Source organism: Streptomyces sp. NTD91, assembly GCF_059510455.1.
Window position 1 is genome coordinate 57,369 of sequence record NZ_JCAJZW010000018.1, and the last position, 13,695, is coordinate 71,063.

A 13,695-nucleotide genomic window follows, 5' to 3' on the forward strand; every position below is an offset into this window, starting at 1 on the left:
GCAATGCGCGGTCAATCGGTGCCGCGTCTCTTCTGTCCACGCAAGGTTGATCGCGGCGTAGGCGAACAGCGTCCTCCAGGGCGTGCAGTCGCAGGCCGGGCAGGTGCCCGACGGCGAATCCGCGCTCCGCCAGGAGCGGGCGGATCTCGCTGATCGCGCGGCCAGGCGAACCAGGGCCCGGTCCCGCCTGTTCGTCGACACGTGCCCAGGCCCCGCTCGTGGCCGCGCGGACTCGCAGCGCGGTTCCCGGCACGGCGCGAGCTCTCCGGTCGACTCGCCGAGATGCCGGCAGGCGACGCCGCAGAAGGCGGGATGAGCCATGGCCGCGCGGCCTGCTTGATCCTCACACCTTCCGAACCCGCGCGGCCGTCGTCATGTCGCTGCCGGCCGGAAAGCCGGTCAGACCCGGTCCAGGGATCGGTGCGGGCCGTCGGGAAGTTCCATTTCGATCGAGTCGCCAGGGCACACCACACCGCCTTCCCTGACGATGCTCATGGTTCCGGCTTTGCGCACCACGTTCCCCGCCTCGTCGCGGCCGACGACCTGCTTCAGCAGCCCGTCCTGGAAGTGGTCGATCTGCAAACAGGGGTTGCGCAGGCCGGTGACTTCCAGGACCGCGCGGTCGCCGATGCGCAGCAATGTCCCGACCGGCAGACCGAGCAGGTCGATGCCGCGCGTGGTGATGTTCTCGCCGAGTTCGCAGGGCGTCGCGCGGCAGACGGGAAGGGTCAGACAGGCCCTCGCCCTCGCGCGTCAAGACGCAGGGCCCGCGTCGGCGGCCGACACCCCGGGTGACGGCGATGTGAGCGTGGCGCATGCGCCGGTCGACCCGCCATGGCCGGCCTCTTCGGCATGCGCCGCTCGCTTGTCGGTGCGGCTTCCTACGCCGGCCGATGGGTCGAAGCATGGTCGACGAGTGGGCCGTCAGGCGGCGGTCATCGACGCCGTGCGGGCGACGGCCGGGTTCGCCGGGGCCTGCCGCTGCCCGGGAGGGGCGGACGGAATTTTGCCGTTCGCTCCGGGAAGCCACCCCGACGCAGCGTACGGGCAGTCCCGAACCAGTCGTCGCGTGGCCGGTGCCGCTCTGGCCCGGGCCAGTGGGTTGGAGCCGGTGTTGCTGGGGCCGTGTCGACGGATGCGGGCGCGTGGCTGTTCTCTTGAGAACGCGAAAACCTGGTTGTTCCGCTGCTGTCCGCTCGTATAGCACTGCCCCGTGATACATGGCGAAAACGTCGGGCTGCGCGCCCGCCACGAGAGTGATGTCCCGGTGCTCCACTCCGAGTTGTACGAGGATGTGGTCACACGGTCACGCGCTGACTCTCGGCCGTGGCGGCCCGTCTCCGCGGATTCCGGTCACTCGCCCTTCGCCGTGGCCGGTCCGTCGGACGAGGCAGCGTGCTTCTCCGTTGTCGAGCTGGAGTCCAAGGAACTGGTCGGCGAGGCCCTGCTCTGGTGTATCGACGCTCACAACCGGACGGCCCACATCGGCATGGCCCTGCGGCCCGCGTTCCGCGGCCGCGGGTTCGGCACCGATGTCCTGCACACGCTGTGCGAGTACGGATTCGCCGTGCGCGGTCTACAGCGCCTGCAGATCGAGACCCTCACGGACAACACCCCGATGCTCGCGGTGGCAGCAAGGGTGGGGTTCACGCGGGAGGGAACGCTGCGACGTTCTGCCTGGGTGTACGGCGGTTACGCGGACGAAGCCGTCCTCGGCCTCCTCGCGGACGACTGGACGCCTCGGAGGTGAGCGACCCGCAGGCGCCCGACCACCACGGCGACGGCCTGCCGGACGGAGCAGTACGCGGTCGAGTACTCCGTGCACCTGACAGCCGACGACTCGGGCGGGCGGCCGGCGATCGTGTGGAGACAGGCGTGAGTCTGTACTGCCGACGACGTCCCGGCCCTTCCCGCCGGTGAAGGGCCGGGCTCTCGTCCCGCAGGACGCCGTCGATCCGGAACCGAGATGCGCCCGGGGAATCGCTTGTCATAGTTTCGCATTTCTTTGAGAGTCGCTCACGGAGGACACCCGGGTTGGCCGTGGTGCCGACGTCCGCGCCGGTGCGAACGCCCGGTCCCCGGCGGCCGGCTCGTCCGCGCCGGTGAGCGGGGCGCGCAACGCACCGTCTTCGGCAGGGTCCGCCGGACAGGCCGGCGTCCGGTGCGGTGCCGTGCATCGCGGACCCGGGCTGATCCAATCGAAACTCCCAGGCCTTGACGGCAGCCGAGCCAAATCTCCGACTCCCGCTTTTCACGCGGCCGACCGGCTCCGCCCGGCGGAAGGCGGGTGTGGGCGCCGGGCAGTTCAGTGGTCCTTTCCATGGGATGGCCTAGGGTTTCGAAAGTAGCGTCGTCCGCCCGGAGGGCGGGGTCCGCGGCGTCTGGTGCGGTGCATCGCAAGGCGGAGGGTCGTCCTCGTACCGGGCGTACGTGGACGACCCCGACAACGCGGCGAGGTGCCGTGCCAGGCGTCGCGGACCAGACGGGACTTTCGAAACACGCCCTAGCCGTGCCGGGTCAACAGCCGGCGTCGCGCACACCCGAGGGCGCCGTCGCGCAGGTTCCGAAGAGCCATTGGAGGTGAGCGGTCGCGTCAACACCTTCCGAGAGACCGGTCCCGCTCCGACACCGGAGCACTGCCCGTTCCGCACCCCGACTGTTCGATCGGCGTGAGCTGCACCATTTCCTCCACCAAGCGATCGGCGAAGATTTCGGCACCGATGGCGAATTGTGCGAGGGGGGTTGACGCCGTTCACCGGCGGTCCCCTATCATCCAGCTGCCCGACACTTCGACCTTCGTTCGCTCGCTGCTGCACGGCGCGGTGAAGTGCCGACGGCCGCAGGCCGGTTGTGTGGACCCTTCGGAAGTGAGACGGGCGGTGTCGTCCTCATACGGCAACGGGGGCGTCCCAGTGGATCTGGTGTTCGTACTGCCAGGCACTCTTCTCGGGGGTGGCCAGGCGGGCGAACAGCGGCAGGAGGGCGTCCCGGACCACGCGGCCCACCGGCCCGGCGGCCTTTGCGCTGTTGGTGCGGGCGGCCTGGGCGATGACGCGCTCGACCCGGTCACGACGGGCGCGTTCGTAGGCCGCGAAGGCCTCGGGATGCGACAAGTCCCTCAGGGAACGGGCGAGTTCGACGGCGCTCTCGGCGGCGAGCGAGACGCCCTGGCCGGAGCTGGGGGACGCGGCGTGGGCGGCGTCCCCCACCAGTACCATCCGGCCGCGATGCCAGTGCGGGACGTGCGGAAGGTCCTCCATGGGGCCGGAGGTGATCAGGTCCTGGGGGGCGGTACGCCGCACCAGCTCCAGGGCGGGGAGGGTGTCCTCGGCGAAGGCCTCGCCCAGGACGCGCAGCCACTCCTCGTTCGAGGTCTGCCGCACTTCCTTCCATGTCCGGTACGGATGGGGGAGGTTGGCGAACCATACGCCGGTGCCGCCGTCGAAGGTCTGGTACCCGAAGAAGGCCCGGCGCCCGAAGGCCATGTACATCCGGTCGCCGGTGGCCGGCAGCGCGGCGCCTTCGACCTGGGCACCGAATCCGAGCAGTCCTGAGTAACGGGGCTGCGGAGCCCGGGGGTCGATCAGCCGGCGCACGGTGGAGCGCAGGCCGTCCGCGCCGATCAGGACGTCGGCCTCCTCGCTGGAGGTGCCGTCGGCGAAGACCGCCCGGATGCCGGTGGCGCTCTCTCGGATGTCGACCAGTTCGTGGCCGTGGTGGACCCGGACGCCTTGCGTCAGGGCCAGGTCGTGAAGCCGCCGGTAGAGGTCGGCGCGCCAGCTGAACTCCATGGGCCGGCGGATCTCGGTGATGGTCCGGCCCTTGTGGTTCTGCAGCACGACGGCGTTCATCGGAGCGCCGATCCGGCCCAGTCCGACCAGGCCGAGGGCGGCCCGGCCGTTGGGGGCGACGCCGAGGGCTCCGCCGACGCCGTCGGCGGTGGTGGCGTGGGACTCGTGCACGGTGGCCGCGATTCCGGCCCGGCGCAGCGCGAGGGCTGCGACCGGGCCGGCGATGCCGCCGCCCACCACGATGGCGGTGCGGGTGCGGGTGCGGGTCATGTCAGTGGGTCCTCTGGCGGGTGGGGTCGTCGACGGTGGGCAGGTCGCCGTCGCGACGGGCACGGCGCAGGTCCTCCAGGTAGGCACGGGAGCACATGGCGGTGAGCTGGGCGGTGCCGCCGCGGCGGAGGCGGATCTCGCCGTCGGTGACCGCTCCGGCCAGCCGCAGCCGGGCCGGTCCGGTGCCGGGCTGTGCGTCCTTCACCCGTCCGCGGCCGCGGAAGGCGAGGTCCCAGCCGTCCGCGGTGACCGCGTCGGGCAGCAGCAGGGTCAGCGCGGCAGAGGCGAGTTGCACGTTCACGGTGACCGGCTCGTCCCAGCTGATCAGCGAGGAGCGGAGGTCCAGCACGACGGTGGCGCGCCGGGAGCGCACGTCGAACTCGGTGGCCTCGGTCCAGTGACCGAGGTGTTTCACGGTGGTGTGGTCCGCGTGGATGCGCTCGGCGGACGCGAGCGGGATCGCTGTCGTCATGCCTTGATAGTTGCAATGCAACTAGTCTTATGTCAACTAGTTCTCTTGAAATTGGTTCCGGTAGGCTCCAGACATGCGCAGCTCCCCTCTCGGCCTCACGGTCCTCTCACTTCTGCACATGCGGCCGCTGCACCCCTACGGCATCCAGCGCCTGATCAAGCAATGGGGGAAGGACCAGGTCGTCAACGTCAGCCAGCGGGCGAGCCTGTACCGGACCATCGACCGGCTGCTCGACGCCGGGCTGATCGCGGTGCGCGAGACAAGCCGGGACCAGCAGTACCCGGAGCGCACGGTGTACGAGGTGACCGAAGCGGGCCGCACGACCACGCGCGCGTGGCTGCGGGAGATGCTGGTCTCGACCGGGCCGGAGTACCCGCAGTTCCCCGCCGCGCTCTCGTTCACCATGATGCTGCCGCCGCACGAGGTGGAGGCCGACCTCGCCGCCCGGGCCGCCCAGGCAAGGGCGCAGCTGGTCGAGTTGGAGGCCTCTGCCGAACACTCCCGCCACCTGGCGCTGCCCCGGATCACCGTGCTGGAGGACGAGTACCGGCGCGCGGTACTGACCGCCGAGTTGAACTGGCTCGACACGGTCACCGCGGACCTGCGCTCGGGAAGACTCTCATGGGACTTCGACACCCTGGCGGCGCTGGCCCGAGCCGCGTCCTGACATCGGCCGGTTCTCCGGGCCGTAACGGATCACGCCCCGCCCGCAGGAGTGTCGGAGTGTCAGAATTCGGCATACCCGCAGGAGGGCGCCGCACGGAGGTGCGCGCGAGCCGACTTCCTCCAGCACGGCAGCGGTGGAGGCGTAGACCGCCGTCTCACATGGCCGGCCAGGCCGGTGGGACCATGGAAAAGGCCCGGTCCCACGGGGTACCTGCCGCTCGGACGATCAGGCGGCTTTCCCGCCCGCGCCCGGTGTCGGACCCGCGGCGACGGAGAAGCCGAGCACGAGGCCGTCCGCCGCGGCGTGCGCCGATGTGAGCGCGATGCCCCGGGGCAGTCCGGTGACCGCCACGGTTCTGGGCGCCAGTTCGTCGCGGAGCCCGGAGGTGGCCGGCAGACCGGCGAGGTCGTCGACGGGCACGCTGCGGCCCAGGACGCTCACCCTGGTGGGGGTGATGGTCAAGACATGCGCCGTCGTGGACAGGGCCGCCCGCACCGTGACCGGCAGTCCCAGCCGGCCGGCGCTCCCCTCGAGGATCAGGTCGCCGTCCTGGCCGCCGGCCGTCAGGCCGCTGCCCAGCGCGCCCAGGCGCCGGGTCACCTGCTCGTATCCCAGGGTGGCGTTCCCGGTGCCGCCGGCGCTGTCCCCGTTCGTCGTGACGTCTTTCAGGTGGACGGTCACATCCAGCACGGCATGCTGACGGTGTACGCCTTTGGCGCTCACCTCCACGTCTCCGACCTCCCCGCCGAGGGTGCGCAGGCCCGCGAGCGGGGTGGTGAGATCGGCGTGCACCGGGCCGTCCGGCTTCAGCCGGCGTGTGGCCCGGGCGACCACCCGCTCCTCGGTCCGGTGCTCGACCAGGAGGTCGGTCGCGCAGGTGAGGAGTGCCAGGGTCGCGACGGTCACGACCAGGATCACGCGGGTCCTTCCGCGGCGGTTCACCATCATGTGCTCACAGCTCCGGATCGATCGGCGGGTGGTCAGGCGTGCAGGCGCGGCAGGACCCGGTCGAGCCGGCGGGGTATCCACCAGTTCGCCCGGCCGATGAGGAACATGGCGGACGGCACCAGGATCAGGCGGACCACCGTGGCGTCGATGATCACGCTGATCGCGAGCCCCAGGGCGAGCATCTTCACGACCACGGTCGGTGAGGCGGTGAAGGACAGGAACACCGCGGTCATGATGAAGGCCGCGGCGGAGATCACGCGCGCCGTCGCGGACAGCCCCTCCCCCACGGCGAGCCGGTTGTCGCCGCTGCGGTGCCAGGCCTCGGCGATCCGGGACAGCAGGAAGATCTCGTAGTCCATGGACAGCCCGAAGACGATCGCGAACATCATCATCGGCACGTACGACTCGATGGGTACCGGCTCCGAGAGCCCGAGCAGTGAGTCACCCCAGCCCCACTGGAAGACCACGACCAGCACGCCGTATGACGCGGCCGTGGTGCAGAGGTTGAGCACGACTGCCTTGAGCGGGATCACCAGACTGCGGAAGACCGTCATGAGCAGCAGGAAGGCGAGGACCAGGACGATGCCGATCACGATGGGCAGCCGATCACCGACCGTGTCCCGGAAGTCGGCCTGCCCGGCCACGGTTCCGGTGAGGTAGGCCTCGGCACCCGTGCCGTGGAGCGCTTTCGGCAAGGTTCGCCCGGAGAGGGTCTCGAGCAGGTCGGCGGTCGCGGCGTCCTGCGGGCCGGTGGTCGGGGTGACCGTGGTGACGAGGACCCTTCCGTCGGTGCTCGCGCTGACGGGGGTGAAGGCAGCCACGCCGTGGGTGGTCCTCAGGGCCGCGGTCACGTCGTCCGTGATCCGGTCGACGGGCGACTTCGCACCGCTCACATCCACGACGGTGACGATCGGACCGTTCGCGCCCGCTCCGAAGCCCGGCCCGTCGGCCCGGGCGATCCAGTCGTACGCGGTCCGCGTGCTGCTGCCAGGTCGGTCGGCACCGGCGTCGACATGGCCGAGCCGCATCGACAGCGCAGGCAGGGAACACACGCCGAGGACGGCGACGCCGACGGCGAGGAACGCCCAGGGGGACCGGGCCACGAGGTCCGCATAGCGGTTTCGGCCGCCGCCCGCCGTCGTGCCCTCGGCGACCGGGCGTCGTAGCCCGAACCGGTCGATGCGCCTGCCGACCAGGGCCAGGGCCGCCGGTACGAGGGTGAGTGCGGCAGCCGCGGTGACGACGACGGCAAGAGTGGCCGCCAGGCCGATCTTGCCGATGAAGGTCAGCCCGCAGGCGTAGAGACTGAGCATGGCGACGGCCACGGTCACAGCGGCGGTGACGACGGCGCGTCCGCTGGTGTCCGCCGTGCGGGCCGCGGCGTCGACCGGGTCTTGCCCGTCGATGAGGTCCTGACGAAAGCGCGTCGTCAGGAACAGGGCGTAGTCGATGCCGACGCCCAGCCCGATCATGCCGGCAAGGGTGGTGGCCGAGGTCGCGAAAGAGAGGGTGGCGGCGACGATGCCCACGATGCCCAGGCCGACTCCCACGCTGATCAGTGCGGTGATCAGCGGCAGCAGCGCGGCGAGGACACTGCCGAAGGCCAGCAGCAGGATGGCGAGGGCGGTGACGACGCCCACCCCCTCGCTCAGCTTGTCGTCGGCCGGTGCACGAACCACCTGATCCAGGTCGCCGCCGTAGGCGACGCCGAGCCCAGCCGCCCGGGCGGGCCCGGTCGCCTCGTCCAGTCGCCCGGTGTAGTCGTGACCGAGGTTCTTCAGTGGCTCGTCGAAGGAGACGGTGGTGTATGCCGTGCGTCCGTCGGTGCTGGTGACGGGCTCGGAGACAGTGGTGACATGGGGCAGCTCACGCAGATCGGCCAGGGTCCGGTCGAACGCGGACCGCTGGTCGGCAACCGCGCCGGCGGCGGAGTGAAACACGATCTTGCCGTTGGGCCTGCCTGCCTGCGGCATCGAGGTGGCCAGGAGGTCGGCACCGGTGTGGGAGGCGGTGCCGGGCAGGCTGACCTGGTCGCTGAAGGTGGGCGCGGCCAGGTGCCGTCCGGCCAGAGCGGCGATGAGGATCAGCAGCCAGGCCGCGATCACCGCTGCCGGGTGGCGGGCGCAGAAGCCGCCGATGCGGCCGAGTCCGCGGCGGGGCGCGGCAGGATCCGTCGCCGGGTACGCGGTGGTGCGCGCCCCGGTCGGTGCGGGTGGGTGCTGCAGAGGTCGGGCCACCATGATCTCCAAAAAAAGTGTCACGAGTGACACGAACTCTAGAGAAGAAGTGGCATGTATGACAATTGTCAGAAGTGACATTCGCGAGTGCGACGCACAGTAAGAGTCCCTGTCGACGGCGCGAAGCCGCCGGGGTGGCAGGTGTGCCAATTGACAGTCGCGCCACCACGGCGGGAGGCTTCTCACCATGCCGAGTGAGATCCCCCCCGCCGGACTGCGCGAACGCAAGAAGGAGGAGACGCGGCACCGCCTGCTGGAAGGGGCGGCGCGTCTGTTCAGGACGCGCGGCTTCGAGGCCACCACCGTTGCCGACATCGCCGCATACGCGAACGTCTCCGTGCGCACCTTCTTCCGGTACTTCGAGAGCAAGGAGGCTCTGCTGCTCCCGGACGGCGTCGAGATCTTCGCCTACGTCGAAGGCGCTCTGGCCCGGCGCCCGGCCGACGAGGAGCCCCTGGACGCGGTGTGCAACGCTCTGCTGGAGGCGGCAGAGCCCTTCGCCGCCTCGACCCTGACCGCCCTCAGCCATCCGGTCCAGGACATCGAGAACCTCGTCACCGCACGGCTCGTCCAGGCCTTCTCCGACTTCGAGGAGCGGCTCACCGTCCTGGTCGAGCGCAGACTGCCCCCGGACACACCGGACGCCGACCTCACGGCCGCGGTGATCGCCTGCGCCGCCCTGTCCGCGGTGCGTGCCGTACTGCGCACCCGCAGGGCGCGCCGGGCGTCCGGCCGCACGGACACAGGCCCGGCGCCGCTGCCGCGCGCCTTCGGCATACTGCGCACCATCGGCTCCCCGGAACGGCCCCGACGGCAGCCGGCACCATGAATCCCGCACCGGCGCCCACCGGGCAGAACCTGCCGCGCCCGGCCGTTCGCACCGACTGCGGCCCTCACCTGTTCTGGCTGCGCCTGACGTGCCCGCCGACGGCCGACGGCTCCTGCCAGGGAGTCGTTCGCCGCGGCGGAGGACGCCATGGCGCATCCGATGTGTCGGACTGCGGCCTCAGCACGATGGCGGTCATCCCGGTGGCCGGCCCGGCCTGCGTGTTCGTGGCGGCGGCTCCGCAGCGGCCGCTTGAGCTGTCGCGGGGCGCGCGGCAGGCCACGGCGGCTCAGCCGGCGCCCGGCAGGGTCAGACCCAGCTCGATCTGGCTGCGCGCGGTCGCCACAATGGTCTCGACGACGTCCCGCGGCTTCCAGCCCAGCACCGAACGCGCCTTTTCGTTGCTGATGACGGGGATCCGGCCCTGCAGGGCCGCGGCGTCCCGCAAGGCCGGTTCGGTCTTCGCGGCCTCTCTCACCTGCTCGATGGTCATTTCCCCGGAGGGCAACAGACCGGCCGCGGCGGGGAAGTGCTCACGCAGGATCTGCGCCATGCCGAAGAGGCTGATCGACGGTCCTCCGACAGCGACGAAACGCTCGCCCGCCGCCTTCGGGTGCAGCATGGCGCGCAGGTGCAGGTCCACGACGTCCCGCACGTCGACGACGCCGAAGTACATGATCGGCACCACCGGCATCCGACCGGTCAGCATGTTCCTGACCAGACCCAGGGAGCCGGAGGGCCGGTCGCCCAGCTGGGGGCCGAAGACACCGGTGGGGTTGACGACCGTCAACTCGATGTCTCCGTGGGCGTGCACGTAGTCCCAGGCCGCACGCTCGGCGAGCACCTTCGACCTGTGGTAGGCGGGCAGGCCCTCGGTGTCCGGGTCGGTCCAGTCCGCTTCGCAGTAGTGGTTGTCGGGCTTCACCGTGTATCCGACTGCGGCGTAGGACGACGTCATCACGACCCGCGCGACGCCCGCCGTCCGGGCGGCGGCGATGACGCGCAGCGCACCGTCGCGGGCCGGGAGGATGATTTCGTCCTCCGTCCGGGGCGGAGTGACGGGAAAGGGCGACGCGTGATGCAGTACATGGTCGACCTCCTCCATGGCCTGCGCCCATCCGCCTTCGGCGCCGAGGTCGGCGACGGCGAACTCCAGCCGGCCGGCAGGATCGACCTCGGCCTGCCGGAGCGCGGTCAGGACCTGGACTTCCTGTGCGGGCTTGCGGACCGTCGTCCGGACTCGGTACCCCTCGGCGATCAGCCGGGCTATCGAGTGGCTGCCGACGAATCCGGTGCCACCCGTGACGAGTACCCTGCCGCGTTCTGCGGGTGAGGCGGCGACATGCTCTGTGCTCAACTTGCGGTCCTTCAGTCGGTGAATTGGTTCATGACATGTGTGACGTCGTCGATGGCCTGTTTCTCGGCGTCCGCGTCGCCGCGCACCCGCGCGTCCCACAGGTCTGCCTTGCCCCGCAGATACGCCAGGCGGAGCTGCAGTTGCTCGATCTCGGCGGCCAGCCTCTGCGCCTGTGAGGTGAACAGGTCCCGTTGTTCGGCCGCCGCGGAATCTCCCTCGGCGAGCAGGTCCAGGTAGCGGCGCATCCCGGGGACGGTCATCCCCGCCGAGCGCAGGCAGGACAGCGCCAGGACACGGTCCACGGTCTCCGGCCCGTAGCGGCGGTGACCACTGGACTCGTCCCGGGCCACCGCACCCAGCAGGCCGATCTTCTCGTAGTAGCGCAGCGTGGGTTCGCTGAAGCCCGACCGTTGCGCCATCTCCTGGATGGTCAGCCCTGCGGCTTGCCCTTTGATCGCTGCCATGTGGTCAAGCCTCCGACACTTCAAGCGCTTGAGGTCAACCCGGAACGTGGCTGATGCGATGCGCGTCACCCGGACGGGGCCGCGTCGGTCCGCCTGGGCTGTGAGGGAGCTCCCCGGCACCGCTGGTTCGCGCGGTCGAGCGGCGGCGGAAGACCCGCACAGGAGGCGAGTGCTCCGCATCGTAACCGCACGATCTCCCCGCGGGTGGTCGACGCGGGCACGCTCGACCTCGTACAAGCATCTGCGACGGGCGGGCCGCCCGCCCCGCCCGTCGCGAACCGCCGGCACCAGCGCCCGCGCCCGGGCGGGAGACCCCGAACGGCACGCCGGTGGAACCCCGGCTCGTGACGGACGTCGCCGCCGCACGTCGCCGGCCGGTGGCGCCACCCCGCACGCCCGCCCCGGCCTCTCCCCCGCCGACGGTCCCGCCCGGCGTCGCCGCGCGACCGCCGGCGTGTAGGCCGCAGGACTTCGCCTCGACCCCGCCGAACCCGCTGCAGAGCGCCGGGCCCCTGCCGCCGGAGCGGTTCGTGCGCCCGGCTGCGGACTCCGGCTCGCCGGGGGCCACGCCCCCTCCTCGGCCGCCCCGGCGCACCTGACGTCCAGGACACCGCCCGCGTCGACGGCCCGGCCGATGCCTGGAGATCACCCGGGAGGAGGTGACGCGGCACTAAAGTGAGGAGGGAACGAGGGAGGAGCAGTGAGAACGCCGCGCGTACTGCCAACTCTGGACGAGGTCGACACCGGCGATCATGTCTGCCACATGCTGGATCGTACCGACGACGTCATCGACCGCAGTCGCGCCTTCGTCGCGGACGGCGCGTTGCACGGCGACAAGGTGGTGATCGTCGGACCCGGCCCGCAGGCACAAAGCGAGTTCGCACAGCTGGTGCTCGACCCTTCCCGGTTGAAGGGCTCTCTCCTCTCTGCCGTGCGCCGGGCCGCGGCCGCTGCCGACCGCGAGGGATTCCGCTCCCTTCGCGTGCTGCACCATGTCATGCCCGGCGCCCGCACGGGACGCGACGGGGAGTGGTTGCGCAGCGAACTCGATCTTGAGGAGTTCGCCGCCGATACCGGAGCCATGGTGGTCTGCGCCTACAGCGGTGGCGACTGGGACCTCCCGGCTCTGCAGCAGATCAGCTGCGTACATCCGCATCACCTGGGCAGCGGTCCCGTGTCACCTGCGTTCCGGGTGTACCGGACCGAGCAGGAAGGCTGGAGGGTGACCGGGACTGTCGACAGCGACGGCGCGGTGGCCTTCGGCACCGTTCTGTGCACCCTCCTCGCCCACACGCCGACGGTGCGCCTGCTCTGCCACGACCTGGAGTTCTTCGACGCCGCCGGAATGACCGCGCTGGCCGATGCCGCCAGACACCTTCCGGATCGCAAGGTCGTACTGGAAGGCACCAACGAGACCGTGCGGCTCGCCTGGAAGCTGTCCGGGTTCGCGATCCCGGACATTCCGGTGGTGATGGCGCCGTGACCCGCTCTTCGTCCGGCTCCGCCGCCCGCACCGGGTACCGGCACGAGCTGTACCCGTACTCCGGCAGCGACGAGTTCGTCGCGGGCACGTTGGGTTTCATCCAGGAAGCCCTTGACGGCGACGAGGCAGTCGTCGTGGCCGTGCCGCAGGAGAAGGCGTCTTTGCTGCGGGCCGAGATCCGTGAGAACGACACGGTGCGTTACGTCGACACCAGTCGCGTGGCGCATCATCCGGGCCGGCTCATCGCTGCGTGGCAGGAATGGATCAACGAACACGTCTCGGAGGGGCGGCCCGTCCGCGGGATCGGCGAGTCACCCTGGGACCAGGTCCGCAGCCCAGCCGAGGCCGAGGAACTGCGTTACCACGAATGGCTGCTCAACAGAGCGTTCGCCCAGGGCCCGGCCTGGTGGCTCCTGTGCCCCTACGACGTCGCACACGACAGGGCCGCCTTGACCGAGATGGCCCGGTGCCACCCCCAGATCCGCTCGGACGGCCGCACGGCGCCGTGCGAGGACTACGACGCGCGGGCACCGTACGCGTTCGCCCCGCTGACCGACCCCTGTGATCCCTACGACACGTTCCCCTACACCAGCGGTGACCTGCCGGCGCTGCGAGAGAAGATCGCTGCCTGCGCCGAACAGCACGGCCTGACCGGCCGACGACTGCGCGAACTGCACCTGGCCGCGACAGAGGTGGCCACCAACAGCATCCGCCACGGCGGCGGACAGGGCGTGCTGCGCACGTGGGGCGAGGAGGGACGCCTTGTCTGCGAGTTCCGCGACGCCGGCTACCTGGAGGATCCACTGGCCGGACGCTCACGGCCGACCGCCAGGCAGGTGGGTGGCCGCGGTCTGTGGCTCGTGCACCAGCTCTGCGATCTCGTCGAGATCCGGTCCACACCGGACGAAGGAACCACGATCCGCCTCCACACCGAGTTGCCCGAGTGAGCCCCCTGGCTGCCCCAGGCACACGATGGCGCCTTTCGGCCCACGCGCAATGGACCCTCACGTACACGTGCGGGACCCGTCGGCCACACCGGCCGATCCACCGTCGGAACGCCTGCTCACCAGTCCGCCGCCGGGGCCTGCGTGGCCGAGGACGTCCCAGGGTAGGCGCGGTGGGTGCGGCCGGAACAGGGCGGCCTGCAGAAGGGTATCGGGGGCTGCGGCCCGGCATGAGC

11 protein-coding genes and 1 pseudogene are annotated in these 13,695 nt (G+C 70.8%); 5 read left to right on the forward strand and 7 right to left on the reverse strand.

From position 1 onward, the window contains the following. Nucleotides 1–399: 399 nt before the first annotated feature. A pseudogene (locus AC5WRT_RS19895) lies at nucleotides 400–705 on the reverse strand (MOSC domain-containing protein); the annotation flags it as partial. Nucleotides 706–1,213: 508 nt separating this feature from the next. Between AC5WRT_RS19895 and AC5WRT_RS19900 the strand changes: the two are divergent. Further along, nucleotides 1,214–1,750: a GNAT family N-acetyltransferase gene (locus tag AC5WRT_RS19900; protein WP_496094018.1), complete on the forward strand. Its 537-nt coding sequence runs from the start codon at nucleotides 1,214–1,216 to the stop codon at nucleotides 1,748–1,750. 1,138 nt (nucleotides 1,751–2,888) lie between these two features. Here the strand turns inward: AC5WRT_RS19900 and AC5WRT_RS19905 are convergent. Together AC5WRT_RS19905 and AC5WRT_RS19910 are read right to left on the reverse strand one after the other, a co-directional pair. Continuing rightward, complete coding sequence (locus AC5WRT_RS19905; RefSeq protein ID WP_496100461.1) at nucleotides 2,889–4,061, reverse strand: FAD-dependent oxidoreductase; 1,173 nt, start codon at nucleotides 4,059–4,061, stop codon at nucleotides 2,889–2,891. Between the two features lies 1 nt (nucleotide 4,062). After that, nucleotides 4,063–4,533, reverse strand: coding sequence for a hypothetical protein (locus tag AC5WRT_RS19910; RefSeq protein ID WP_496094020.1), 471 nt, complete (start codon nucleotides 4,531–4,533; stop codon nucleotides 4,063–4,065). 73 nt (nucleotides 4,534–4,606) lie between these two features. Between AC5WRT_RS19910 and AC5WRT_RS19915 the strand changes: the two genes are divergently transcribed. Next, complete coding sequence (locus AC5WRT_RS19915) at nucleotides 4,607–5,200, forward strand: PadR family transcriptional regulator (protein WP_496094021.1); 594 nt, start codon at nucleotides 4,607–4,609, stop codon at nucleotides 5,198–5,200. Nucleotides 5,201–5,425: 225 nt separating this feature from the next. Here AC5WRT_RS19915 and AC5WRT_RS19920 read toward each other — a convergent pair whose 3' ends face one another. Beyond that, nucleotides 5,426–6,118: a hypothetical protein gene (locus AC5WRT_RS19920; RefSeq protein WP_496100462.1), complete on the reverse strand. Its 693-nt coding sequence runs from the start codon at nucleotides 6,116–6,118 to the stop codon at nucleotides 5,426–5,428. 62 nt (nucleotides 6,119–6,180) lie between these two features. Continuing rightward, nucleotides 6,181–8,418, reverse strand: a complete 2,238-nt coding sequence (locus tag AC5WRT_RS19925; protein ID WP_496094023.1) for an MMPL family transporter — start codon at nucleotides 8,416–8,418, stop codon at nucleotides 6,181–6,183. A 154-nt stretch (nucleotides 8,419–8,572) separates the two neighbouring features. Between AC5WRT_RS19925 and AC5WRT_RS19930 the strand changes: the two genes are divergently transcribed. Next, nucleotides 8,573–9,214: a TetR/AcrR family transcriptional regulator gene (locus AC5WRT_RS19930; RefSeq protein WP_496094024.1), complete on the forward strand. Its 642-nt coding sequence runs from the start codon at nucleotides 8,573–8,575 to the stop codon at nucleotides 9,212–9,214. A 286-nt stretch (nucleotides 9,215–9,500) separates the two neighbouring features. On the opposite strand, the gene AC5WRT_RS19935 is transcribed toward AC5WRT_RS19930, so the two are convergent. Next, nucleotides 9,501–10,568, reverse strand: coding sequence for an SDR family oxidoreductase (locus tag AC5WRT_RS19935; RefSeq protein WP_496094025.1), 1,068 nt, complete (start codon nucleotides 10,566–10,568; stop codon nucleotides 9,501–9,503). A gap of 11 nt (nucleotides 10,569–10,579) precedes the next feature. Further along, on the reverse strand, nucleotides 10,580–11,032 hold the full coding sequence (locus tag AC5WRT_RS19940; RefSeq protein ID WP_496100463.1) for a MerR family transcriptional regulator: 453 nt from the start codon (nucleotides 11,030–11,032) through the stop codon (nucleotides 10,580–10,582). A gap of 700 nt (nucleotides 11,033–11,732) precedes the next feature. On the opposite strand from AC5WRT_RS19940, the gene AC5WRT_RS19945 reads away from it, so the two are divergent. Continuing rightward, nucleotides 11,733–12,515 carry an MEDS domain-containing protein gene (locus tag AC5WRT_RS19945; protein WP_496094027.1) on the forward strand — a complete coding sequence of 261 codons (783 nt, stop codon included), beginning with the start codon at nucleotides 11,733–11,735 and terminating at the stop codon, nucleotides 12,513–12,515. Beyond that, nucleotides 12,512–13,462, forward strand: coding sequence for an anti-sigma factor RsbA family regulatory protein (locus AC5WRT_RS19950; protein WP_496094028.1), 951 nt, complete (start codon nucleotides 12,512–12,514; stop codon nucleotides 13,460–13,462). The genes AC5WRT_RS19945 and AC5WRT_RS19950 overlap by 4 nt, the downstream gene beginning before the upstream one ends. Nucleotides 13,463–13,695: the final 233 nt, after the last annotated feature.